We start from the raw sequence: 12057 nt of genomic DNA, 5'->3' as shown, positions 1-12057 counted from the left end.
CCAGAAGCAGGTAAACCAGAAGCAGGAAAGCCAGAAGCAGGTAAACCAGAAGCAGGTAAACCAGAAGCAGGTAAACCAATGGCAGCAGTAGGTGATTTACATATCTCTGAACTTGTAGATGGTAAGATCTAATCCAATATAATTTTTATTCAAATATTTAAATATCTAATTTATAGTTTTAATTATCAAAATACACTTATTAAAAGTTTCATTAAATAATATATATTGACTGGTTCGCCGGTCAATTTTTTTGTTTTTATTAAATATCTAGTTTCTCTTTAGCATTAGTCATTTCTAAATAAAAAGCGCATTGAAAAATATTTTTAAACATACTAATATAGTTGATTTCCTAACTAGAAATTAAAGGATAAATAATGTAATTTCTATCATCACTATTCTTATTTTACTTAATTAGAAATAATGACTAACAGTGAATAAATAGTATTAAGAAATGAACACTTAGTTTATATTTATTAGATTTAACAAAAATATATTTTTGTAGCCCAAAAACAGCAAATTTTAGGCAATTTTTGCCAATTTTCACGCCATTTTTTACGACTTTTGACAAAAAAAAAAAAAAGTACAATGTAATTTGAGCATATGCATAGTCCCCTAAATACCAAATTAAATAAGTAAAAGAAAGTGAGGGACTTGGCAACACTAAATATGCTAAATATATTGAAAGGAAAAGACAATTTATCTAATCTAATATTATGAAAAAAATTAACAAGATACTATTAGTTTTAGGCTCAGTTGCTTCATTAGCTTCATTACCATTAGTAGCTGCAAACTGTGGTGGAACTAAAGAGGAGGCTAAGAAACCTGAAACTAACAAAGATGGTGGAGGTGCAACTACTCCTTCAACAAACCCATCAACTCAACCACAAGGAGATGATCCTGGTAAGGATGGCAATAGTAATGAAGCTCTAGAAACTGCTAAAAAGGCTTATGAAGCAGAACTTTCTAAAGTAGAAGAAGACTCTAAAAAAGAATCAAAGCACAAAGATGCTTTAGAAAAATTAGTTAAATCAGAAAAAGAAAAAGCTTCATCATTAAAAACTAGAGAAGACTATGAAAAAGCTCTTAAAAATTTAAAAGATGCTGTGGAAAAAATTAAGAAAGCAGAATCATCTACACCGACTCCAATGAATGATCAAACTCTAGAAACTGCTAAAAAGGCTTATGAAGCAGAACTTTCTAAAGTAGAAGAAGACTCTAAAAAAGAATCAAAGCACAAAGATGCTTTAGAAAAATTAGTTAAATCAGAAAAAGAACAAGCTTCATCATTAAAAACTAGAGAAGACTATGAAAAAGCTCTTAAAAATTTAAAAGATGCTGTGGAAAAAATTAAATCCCCAAAGAGAGCTTAATATAAAATTAAATCAAATTAAAAAGTAAGACTATTAAAATATCAATTTCTAATCTTTATTAAATATTTAAATATTTCTTTAATATCAGTTTATTTTCCTAATAAACATTTCACTAAATAATAATATTCATGCTGCCCATAAAAATGGTCAGCTTTTTTATTTATTGGAGACCCAAAACAAGTCAAATTATTAGTACAATGTTCAGTAAATAAATATTGATTGTAATAAATAACTTTTTTTGTCCTTTGTTTAATCAAATATTTAATCGCTTTTTAGCTAGCCTATTAGTACTAATTAGTCTCATATTCTTGTACTGGAAAATTAAGAAAAGGGCTCGTTTTTGACAAAAATTTATGCTTTTGAGGCAATTTTTGCTATTTTTGACGCCAATTTTTACGACTTTTGACAAAAAAAAAAAAAGTACAATGTAATTTGAGCATATGAAATATGCTAAATTTAGTGAAAGGAAGATAAATAAATTTATCTATTATTATGAAAAAAATAAACAAAATACTATTAGCAGTAGGTTCAGTAACTTCTTTAGTATCATTACCATTAGTTGCAGCAAATTGTGGTGGAACTAAAGAAGAAGCCAAGAAACCTGAAACTAAAGATCCAAAAGATGGTGGAAGTTCAGCTCCTTCAACAAACCCAACTGAAAATCAACCACAAGGTGACCAAGCTGGCAAGGAAGAAAATGACACAAAAGAACTTGAAACTGCAAAAAAAGACTATGCAGATTTCATAACTAAAGTAAAATCTGAAGCAAAAAAACAAGAAAAAAATGAAGTTAAAGAAGTTTTAGAAGCTTTAGTTAAAAAAGCAGATGAAGAATTAAATAAACTAAAAACAAAAGATGATTTTGTGAGCGCTCTTAAGAAACTACAAACTGAGGTAGAAAAAGCTAAAAAATCAAACGCACCTGCAGCAGAAGCATCAACACCAATGAAGGATGGTAAAAAAGAAGAAGACAAAGAGAAAGAAAATGAAAAGAAGGACAAAAAAGAAAAACCGGCTGTAGGGGATCTTGGACTTTCTGATTTAATTGATGATGGTAAATATCCAATAATCTAAAAATACTAATCCAATCCAATTTCTGTTCAAATATTTAAATATTTATTTTGTATTTTTAATTTTCTAAAATACACTTATTAAAAGTTTCATTAAATAATAAAAATTGACTGGTTAGCTGGTCAATTTTTGCTTTTTATTAAACACTTATTTATAACAATAATCATCCATAAAATAAACTTTTAAATCTTCAATTTTTAAAAAATTGTAAAGTATTTTTACTTGACAGAATTTTTATGATAAAATTATTCTTAAATTTAAGAATTAAGTAAATTTTATACACTATTTAAATAAGGATTAATATGGTTAAATTAAGATTAAAAAGAACAGGAAAAAAATTCCATGCAACATACAAAATTGTTGCATCAGATGCAAGATCTCCTAGAGATGGTAAATTCATTGATGTTTTAGGTCACTACGATCCACATACAAAACAATTGGTTTTAAATGAAGAATTAGCTACTTCATATCTAAACAATGGAGCTAAACCAACAGAAACTGTTAGAACTCTTCTAAAGAAAAATGACTTCTATGCAAGATATATTGCAAGTAAAAAATAAATAAGCTTATGAAAATAAACATCCTCACATTATTTCCTCAATATTTTGAGACTTTTAAAAACACAAGTATGATTGCCAAAGCAATAAAACTTGGGCATCTAGAAATTAATATCATTGACTTTAGGGAATTTTCAAAAGAAAAACATAAAAAAGTTGATGATACAGTATATGGGGGCGGTGATGGAATGCTGTTGCAAGTGGAACCAATTGATTTAGCACTTGCAAGCCTTCCTAATAGCTATAAAATCCTAGTAACTCCGCAAGGTGCTGTTTTTAACCAAAAAAAAGCGCACGAGTTAGCTAAAAAGCAAGAAATTACTTTAGTTTGTGGGCACTATGAAGGCTTTGATGAAAGAGTGCTAGCTTTTGTAGATGAAGAGCTTTCAGTTGGTGATTTTATTCTTACAGGTGGTGAAATTCCTGCAATGCTAATTACTGAAGCAATCTCAAGATTAGTTCCAGGAGTACTGCGTAAAGGTAGTCATCAAAATGAAAGTTTTGAAAATGATGGCCTTCTAGATTATCCTCAATATACAAAACCAGCTATATACAAAGGTTTAGCTGTACCAGAAGTATTGCTGTCAGGAAATCATAAATTAATTCAAGAATGACGTGAGAAACATGCTTATTTAAAGACTTTAAAAAATCGTAAAGACATAATTGAAAGGATTAAAAAAGATGAGAAGTAAATTATTAGAACTTGTAGAAAAAGAACAAATTAGAACTGATATTCCTGACATTAGAGAAGGGTATAATGTAAGAGTTCACGTAAGAATTAAAGAAGGTGACAAAGAAAGAATTCAAGTTTTTGAAGGTTTAGTTATTGCTTCTTATGGCGAAGGAATTAACAAATCTATTACTGTAAGAAAAGAATCCTATGGTTTAGGTGTTGAACGTATTTTCAAAATCAATTCTCCTTTAATTTCAAGTATTGAAGTAATTAGAAGAAATAAAGTTAGAAGAGCTAAACTTTACTACATGAGAGACCTTAAAGGTAAAAGTGCAAGATTGAAAGAAATTAAAAGAAAATAATTTCTTTCTAGAAGTTCGTAAAAGAAACGAACTTTTTTATTTTTATATTAGTTTTTTTAAAAAATAAAATTTATTTAAGTTAAAAAAATAATCTGAAACGCCGTGTCTGTATAGCTTCAATTTAAATTGATTTATTTAAATTATTTATATAATTTAATAAATAATTTTCTTATTTTTCCAAGGGGTTAATTTATGTCACAAGAATTTCTAAATGAACTAAAAGAAAGAAAAATTTTAAACAATATATCAAACGAAAAAAAATTTCTATCTTTAGATTCTAATGCATCAGTATATATTGGTTTTGATCCGACAGCTAAAAGTCTTCATTTAGGCAATTATTTGCAAATTGCAACATTGTTACGTTTTAAAAATGCAGGATACAATGTCTATGCAATTTTAGGTGGCATTACAGGAATGATAGGAGATCCAAGTTTTCGTAGTGCTGAAAGACAATTTCTTGATTTAAAAACCCTAAATAAAAATAAGTTAGCAATTAAAAAACAACTTGAAAAATTTGGTTTAAATGTAATTGATAACCTAAATTTTTATAAGAATATGACACTTATTAATTTCTTTTCAGAAGTTGGAAAATTAATCAATGTTAATTACTTACTTGAAAAAGAAAGTATTGCAACAAGGTTGCAAAATGGACTAAGTGTTACAGAGCTATGTTATCAGTTAATTCAAGGTTGAGATTTCAAGTGTATGTTTGAAAAATACAACGTCCAAATTCAAGCTGGTGGATCAGATCAATGAGGCAATATTACTACTGGTCTTGAATTTATAAGAAAAATCTATGGTGAAGAGGCTAAGGCTGTGGCTCTAACTATTAATCTTATTACAGATGAAAATGGTAAGAAATTTGGTAAATCTACAGGAGGAGGTTCACTTTGATTAAACAAACAAATGACTTCTCCTTATGCTTTATATCAATTTCTACTTAATCAATCTGATCTCAAAGTTGACGAATATTTAAAAGCTTTTACATTTCTTTCTCTAGATGAAATTGCAAAAATTATGCAGCAACATAATCTAGAAAAAAATAAAAGAATTGCCCAGAAAGCCTTAGCGTCTGAAGTGATTAAGAATATTCATGGTAAAAACGCTTTAAATCAAGCTAAAAAAATCACAGATATTTTATTTGCAAAAAGTAATAAAGAACTAAACATCAAAGATATTAAAATGTTAACTTCTTCAATTAAAACAATTGAAGTAAAAAAAGGCACTAAATTCATTGATTTTCTAAAAGAAAATAATATCACTGCATCCAATCGAGAATCAAGAGAATTTATTGTTAAAAAATCATTTTCTTTGGACAATAAAGTTATTGAAGATGAAAACTACCCTATTGAATTTTTAAAATATAACTTTAAATATGCATTATTAAAGAAAGGCAAAAAAGAATTTTATATTCTAATAAATAAAGATTTAGATTAGTTTTTTTATTTAAATTAAGGCCTAAATTAATTAAAAACGCATGAAAATTTAAATAAATGTATAATTCTTTTGTATTTTTTTATTCAAGGAGAAATTATGAAGATAAAAATAATTGTAGACTCATCCTCAGGGCTTACACAAAAACAAGCAAATGAATTAGGATGAGGTTTTCTTCCTTTACAATGTGAAATTGATGGCAAGAAATACCAAATTGGAAGCGAATTTTTTGTTGAAGACTTTAAGAAAATTTGACAAGAAAATAAAAAAGTTAATGCGCAAACATCTGCAACTTCGCCTGCCATAGCAGAAATGGAATTAGCTAAATATATAGATGATTATGACTTAGTACTTATTTATCCAATTTCCACACATCTTTCTTCACAAACTTCATTTTTAATGAATCAATTTAAAGATAATAAAAAAGTTTATGTTGTTGAATCCAAAAGAGTTTCTTATTTAGTTGTAAGAGACCTACTAATTTTTGAAAACAAAATTAATGCTGGAGCTTCTTTTGAAGAAGCAATAGCACACTTTGAAATCAACAACGAAAGATTGATTTTAATTCCCCAATTTAATGATGCATTAGTTAAAGGAGGAAGACTATCAAAGTCAGCTGCAGTTATTGCGAAACTTTTAAAAATAGTTCCTCTAATTAAATATGACTTTGGTGTTTTAGAAAAAGAAGGTATTGGAAGAGTCTTTACTAAATCACTTGAAAAAACTGTGTCTGAAATGTATGAAGATAACAAAGCAAACCTTGAAGATAAAATTCTTTTTGTTGTGCATGCTGAATCAGACTTACTTGAAAGCTTAATTGCAAAATTTAAAGTTATTACTGAAAATAATTTACCAATCTATTCAGTAAAATTACCAGTTGATATCTCAATTCATACTGGTATTGGTGCTGTATGTGTTACTGTTGTAAATGTTGATAAAAACATTAAAGATAAACTAACATTGTTTGCCAAAAAATGATAATACTTATTCATTCGTTACTTATATCTATAACTATAGAAATATAGATTTTTTAATTATTAATCAAAAATAGTTTGTATATTATAGAAACTTTTAAATATGTATTACTTTTTAAAAAATTAAAGACAAAATCTAATATAGAAAGGAGTTTTAAGATATTATGCAAGCTAATGCTATTAATAATAAAAAAGTTTATGATGATTTTGAATCAATGCTCAATAATAAAAAAAGAAATAATCTGCTATTAGTTTTAAAAATTACTTTAATTAGTTTTCTTGTAATTTTTAGCGCTTTAATTTTATTCTTTGCCCCATTAACACTTTTTTCTAATAAATTAGTTGATGGCAAAAGTATCTCTTGATTTCTAGATTTTTCAAACCCAGCTTTTGAAAAAATTAATTACATAGTTTTATTTCGAATTTTTCTACTCTTGGGCATTTTTTTATATACATTTATAGCCAACTTTTCAAACTTAATCAATCAAAGAGAAGCAACTAAAAAATATATTGTTTGATTTGTTATTTATTTGCTTTTTTCATTGGCATCTTTAGTTTTATTATTTACTTTTTTTAAAAAGAATATTGTTGATTATTATTATTTATCATTAATTTCAATACCACTTCTTTTAGTTGACATAGCTTATTTAATTTATAAGTTTCAACTAAAAAGTAAAACGGATCCAGTTAATTACAAAAATAAAGTTTCAATGATTATTTCAATAGTTTCAAGAATTACTTTTGTTTTTTTATTTATAGGTATTCTAAGTGCTTGAGTATTTTCAAAAACACCTCTTGAAAGAAATGATTTTTTAAATAATAATAAAGTGCATAATTTCTTTGTTGAACTATTTAACCAAAGAAGTATAAAGAATTTATTTTTAATGATCCTTTTTATTTCTTTACTAGTGCTTTTAGTATTCTTAATCAATATTGAAAACATTATTTTATTAATTTCTAAACAAGGAAAAATGTCAGTAGTTAAAGAAAAGATTTTGCTATATATTTTTCTTTTCTTTACTATATTTGTTTGATTTATAAGAACTTTATTTTATAAGAATGAAATTGAGTTATTTAAGAGTAATAAAAATCCAAAAGATTATTTATATTTAATTGGAATTTTCTTTATTCTTTTAATTCTAGTTGCATATTTATTAATTAGTTTTGTAAAGAAACTTAAGATTAAAGGTCTTTTATTTAATAATCTTATTTTTTCATTTAGTATCTTTTTAATCTGAGTTATTGTTAGCTCTATTAGTTTTTTAACCAAAAACAAACTAAGTCTAAATATCACACTTTTAATTGCAGCTTTTGCTAGCTTTATTATTCTAATTACTTATAGATTAAAAGTTGCTGCTTTATCTTATTATGTTTCAATTCTTTTAGAAGCTATTATTATAATGTTAAGCTTAAGTTTATTAATTAGTGGACTAAATTCGATTTTAGTTGCAAATCATAACGAAAGCTTCTATTTAATAAATTCAAATTTATCTTTAGAACAAATCTTTATTATTGCTACAACTTCAATTATTCTTATTTTTATTCTTGCAACAGTTATTAATTTAATTGTGAGCTTATCTAAGATAACAAAAAAAACCAATATGCAGTATCTTGAAAGAAATTAAAAAATGGAAAAGAAAAATAAATTAGAAAAAAAATTCTTAATCGTAGCAAATAAAGAAATTAAAATTTTAAATTTAGAATTCAATGAAATTAAAAAGAAGAATAATTTCATTACCTTTGATAAATTACTTGCAACAATAATTCTAAAAAGCAATTTAAAAACAAATGATAAAGAAGTGGTTTTTTTCTTAAATAAATTAGAAGAAGGACTAATTAAAAAATTTGATTTAGTTTTTGATAATTTGGCTATTTCTTTTGGTTTATCTAATACACTTAATAACTTATATTTGTGTCCATTTTTAACAAAAGAAGCAGCCACAAATTTTGAATCTTTAAATCTAAGTAGCAATGCAGATTTATTCAATGAAAAGTTGATTAAAAATTTCAATGGTGAAATTAATTATTTGTTAGCTAATGATTTTTATATTGAAATACTAAAAAATCTTATTATTAAAAAAAATGCAGATCTTGAGCTATTTTATGATGAAAAAAGTATTTTAGGATGATAAAATGCACTTAAAAAAATTAAACGAAAAATTACAGAATTTGCAAAATATTTTAACCAAAGTTAATAACAAAAAAAATATTCTGCTTATTGATATTATGAAATTAACTAAAAGATTAAAGTTCAATGTTTCAAACGCTCTTTTAAACATTGCTTTAATTAATGAAGTTAAAAATCATTATGCCATTAAAAACAAATTAATTAATAGCTCAAAAATAACTTCCAAAATAAAAAAGATTTTTAAGAAAAAAAGTATTCTTTGAATCTATGTTACAGAAAATCAAAAATACTCAACAGATTCATATTCAAGATATGAAAATACAATACAAAAGTTAGCAAATAAAAAAAATGATGACTTCATTGTTATAGGTGAAAGAGCACAAGCTTTTTGTGTACAAAATGATTTCAATATAATTAAGTCATTTAGTGAAAATGACAAGCAATCTAAAAGACTTCCTTGAATTATTTCCCAAATAATCAAAGTTTTACATGCTGAAAATAATTATGATGAAGTTAACTTTGTTTTAAATACAAATCGTAATTACAATGGTTACTTTACAATTCTCCCAATCGAAAAATTCGATGTGAATAAATTAGTTAGTGAACAAAATCAAACAGAAAGTATAATAAATTTTGAGCAATTCAAAATTTTCCCTAACATTGAAGAATTTATTGATAAGGAAATCAATATTTTCTTAGAAAATGCAGTGTATTCTTTAATGATTGAATCATCTTTTTATAATGCTAAAAACGATTTAGTTACAACAAATAAAGTAATCAATCAAATTGAAGATGAAATTAGTAGTGTTAAGAAAAAAATCATCAGAAACAAAAGAGAAAAAGAAATTGAAGAAATTGTACTTTTAACAAGAACAAATGAAAAAGTTTTTAAGGATGAATAAAATGATTGAAAATAAAAGAAATTCATTTAATCTCAAGATTAATTTTATTGATAGCAAAATTCTTGAAATTAAAAATGCCCAGTTATTTATTAATGTTGATGAAGATGATGATTGAATTTTGATTGATTCAAATTCAATCATGGCATATGAGTATGTTATGATTAAAGTTAATGATCTTGATGAACAAAAAACATTTTATTTATTCTTGTTAAATACGAATATTGTTATTAAAGAAAACCAAATTACAATCAATACATTTAGTAAAAAAACAATCTACAAAGAAAGCAAAGAAAAAGTTGATAAAAATCAAGAAATTAAAGAAATTGCCAAAAAAATCGAATACTATCAATCCCTTCAAATTTTAGGTTTAAGTTTAGACCAATTTATGGAACTTAAAATTCTCAAACAAAAACTCGCTTTACTTAATTTAGAACAAAAATTTCGTTTAGTTAAATAATTAAAAAAAAGAAATTATTTTATGAAATTAAAAACAAAATTACTTTCTTTAGGTCTAATTCCTTTATTACCTCTATCTGTTGTTTCTTATAAACATATAACAAAACAAACAATAAGAGAAGATAAAGAAAAAGAAGAACCTAAAAATGCAGCTGGTTTTGATACGTTTAATGAATTAAGTAAAAAGAAAATTGAAGAAGGAATTGAAAAAGTTTTAAATCAAACAATTAGTCATTTTGACAATGAAAAAAAGAAACTTGAAAAATTAATTAATGATGACTTTGTTAAAAATGTTTCTGAAATCAATAAATTAATTTATGTGCAATCCATTTTGCAATATTTGCAAGCAAATAAAAGTGACCTAAAAACAAACCATTCAAATAACAAAGGTTTTAATGTTGTTTTTCCATATGTGCTAGCTAAAAATAAAAACTACGAAGTTTCTAAAGTTAAATTTGATAATGAAGAATTTAACTCCATTAAAATTGGTAAAGAAGATGGAACAGACTACAAAAAACAATTTAATGGCAAAGCTGAAATAAATAAAACCAAAGACGAAATTAATACAATCAAAAAAGATCGTCTTGAAAAAATGATTGAAAACTATTTGGGCGCATTAAACAATGATTTAAAATCAATGTTGTATGATGAAAAAAATCTTCCCCAAATTGGAAAAGACTTTAAACTTGAATTCAAAAATAAAAACCAATTTGAATTTAGTAATCCTAATGGCTTTAAGTCCTGGGATGAATATATTATTGCTAAATTAAATCCGAAATTCATTAAATTTGACTTAAAGCAAAATGAAAACTTTGAAGTTGAAGAAAATGAAAAAGAAAATAACAATAATGAACCAATTGCTAAGCCTGATTTAGTTCCTGGAGATAAACCATCAGAAACAATTAGCTTAGATGAACAAGTTAGAAGCCTACCAGAACTGCGTCCTTGAGTGTCACCTGAATATGTATCTAGTGATACTTCTTCTTTAAAAAATGCATTTGATTCAGCCGGACAAAATAAAAATAATATCTTCTTTTTTGATAATCCAATTAATACAAGATATCAATATAGCGTTACTAATCTTGAAGTTGAAGGTTCTAATAGTCTAAAAGCAACAATAAGCATTACTGATCGTTTGGAAAATAAAGGTGCACGTAGTTATCTAAAAAAAATTGCAATTAATACTTCTGATGAACAAAAAGCAATTAATTTAACTTACCAAAAAATTATTGAATCCAATAAGCAAACATTTAATAAAATATATGCAGCTTTAGGACTTGATGACAAAATTAATTATTTAGATATTAAAAATAATAATCTACGTGATTCATTATTTCGAATGGTAGCAGCTGGTGTGCAGGTTACAAATAAATTTGAGTATGCAGAAGCAACAAACAAAATTTTAGCTTCTGGAGCAGAGGCTTATTTAAATTCAAATAATCTTACTTCAATTGATAAATATTTAAATAAAGCTAAATATTTAATGTTATCTTCTTTATATTCATCGCAAATTAATGGCGAATGATATTTTAGTGCGATTCCTTATTCTTTTAGAGATGCCCTTTTAAGATTTAAAGAAATTATTAGGCTAAATAAAGATATTATTACAAAAAACTTTACTGATAGTAAGTTTGATTTAGGATATATAAATGCCTACTATGAAATGCTAAATAAAAAAGTTGCAAAACTAATTGCTAATAGTACACAAAGAGTAATTAATCTTCATGTTTGATATCAATCATATGTTAATGAAATTAAAGAAATTATGAGTCAATTAGGCAATTTAGCTTTATTAGTGGATAACAAACCGCTAAGTGCAAAAGAAACCAAAGAAAACTTTGAGAAAGCATATGCAAATGTGCAACAAGAAATTAAATTAAATAGCAATACAAATAAAGTTAGTCTAAAACAATTTGGCTATGCAATTTTAGGAATTTCAGCTATTATTTTATTAGCCTTAGTAATTTTCTTAAGCATTAAGAAAAACCAAATTAAAAGCATCAAAGCATCAGCAATTTCCATTGTTACAATTAGCTTAATTCTTGCTATTGCAATTGCTTCAATTATTATGATAATTTTATAAAAAAAATAGACTTTTCTAATATGTGAAAGTCTATTTTTTATTTAAAT

The 12057-nt window shown here is 25.3% G+C and carries 12 protein-coding genes; all 12 read left to right on the top strand.

Translation table 4 applies throughout. The features are described 5' to 3' along the window. Nucleotides 1-713: 713 nt before the first annotated feature. The 12 genes from MAU_RS03450 to MAU_RS02710 all read left to right on the top strand — a co-directional run bounded on the left by MAU_RS03450 (nucleotide 714) and on the right by MAU_RS02710 (nucleotide 12010). Nucleotides 714-1370 (top strand): variable surface lipoprotein, encoded by a 657-nt coding sequence (locus tag MAU_RS03450; protein WP_004425077.1) that lies wholly within the window; start codon nucleotides 714-716, stop codon nucleotides 1368-1370. 492 nt (nucleotides 1371-1862) lie between these two features. After that, nucleotides 1863-2444, top strand: a complete 582-nt coding sequence (locus MAU_RS02760; protein ID WP_004425074.1) for a variable surface lipoprotein — start codon at nucleotides 1863-1865, stop codon at nucleotides 2442-2444. Nucleotides 2445-2743: 299 nt separating this feature from the next. Continuing rightward, nucleotides 2744-3001, top strand: coding sequence for a 30S ribosomal protein S16 (rpsP, locus tag MAU_RS02755; RefSeq protein ID WP_004425071.1), 258 nt, complete (start codon nucleotides 2744-2746; stop codon nucleotides 2999-3001). Nucleotides 3002-3009: 8 nt separating this feature from the next. Then, nucleotides 3010-3690, top strand: a complete 681-nt coding sequence (gene trmD / locus MAU_RS02750) for a tRNA (guanosine(37)-N1)-methyltransferase TrmD (protein ID WP_004425067.1) — start codon at nucleotides 3010-3012, stop codon at nucleotides 3688-3690. Beyond that, complete coding sequence (gene rplS / locus MAU_RS02745) at nucleotides 3680-4033, top strand: 50S ribosomal protein L19 (RefSeq protein ID WP_004425063.1); 354 nt, start codon at nucleotides 3680-3682, stop codon at nucleotides 4031-4033. The genes trmD and rplS overlap by 11 nt, the downstream gene beginning before the upstream one ends. A gap of 192 nt (nucleotides 4034-4225) precedes the next feature. After that, nucleotides 4226-5470: a tyrosine--tRNA ligase gene (tyrS, locus tag MAU_RS02740; RefSeq protein WP_004425061.1), complete on the top strand. Its 1245-nt coding sequence runs from the start codon at nucleotides 4226-4228 to the stop codon at nucleotides 5468-5470. A 96-nt stretch (nucleotides 5471-5566) separates the two neighbouring features. Then, the gene (locus MAU_RS02735) at nucleotides 5567-6448 is read left to right on the top strand and encodes a DegV family protein (RefSeq protein ID WP_004425060.1); all 882 of its coding nucleotides are present in this window, start codon (nucleotides 5567-5569) and stop codon (nucleotides 6446-6448) included. A 157-nt stretch (nucleotides 6449-6605) separates the two neighbouring features. Then, nucleotides 6606-8066 carry an MSC_0624 family F1-like ATPase-associated membrane protein gene (locus MAU_RS02730; protein ID WP_004425057.1) on the top strand — a complete coding sequence of 487 codons (1461 nt, stop codon included), beginning with the start codon at nucleotides 6606-6608 and terminating at the stop codon, nucleotides 8064-8066. 3 nt (nucleotides 8067-8069) lie between these two features. After that, on the top strand, nucleotides 8070-8573 hold the full coding sequence (locus MAU_RS02725) for an MSC_0623 family F1-like ATPase-associated protein (RefSeq protein WP_004425054.1): 504 nt from the start codon (nucleotides 8070-8072) through the stop codon (nucleotides 8571-8573). Nucleotide 8574: 1 nt separating this feature from the next. Next, nucleotides 8575-9471 (top strand): MSC_0622 family F1-like ATPase gamma subunit, encoded by an 897-nt coding sequence (locus MAU_RS02720; protein WP_004425052.1) that lies wholly within the window; start codon nucleotides 8575-8577, stop codon nucleotides 9469-9471. Nucleotide 9472: 1 nt separating this feature from the next. Then, nucleotides 9473-9928, top strand: a complete 456-nt coding sequence (locus MAU_RS02715; protein ID WP_152414853.1) for an MSC_0621 family F1-like ATPase epsilon subunit — start codon at nucleotides 9473-9475, stop codon at nucleotides 9926-9928. Between the two features lie 21 nt (nucleotides 9929-9949). Next, nucleotides 9950-12010, top strand: a complete 2061-nt coding sequence (locus MAU_RS02710; protein ID WP_004425047.1) for an MSC_0620 family F1-like ATPase-associated subunit — start codon at nucleotides 9950-9952, stop codon at nucleotides 12008-12010. Nucleotides 12011-12057 lie beyond the last annotated feature (47 nt).

This window comes from Metamycoplasma auris 15026, assembly GCF_000367765.1.
Classification (GTDB): Bacteria; Bacillota_I; Bacilli_A; order Mycoplasmatales; family Metamycoplasmataceae; genus Metamycoplasma; species Metamycoplasma auris_A.
This window is presented reverse-complemented; position numbering and strand designations above follow the sequence as displayed.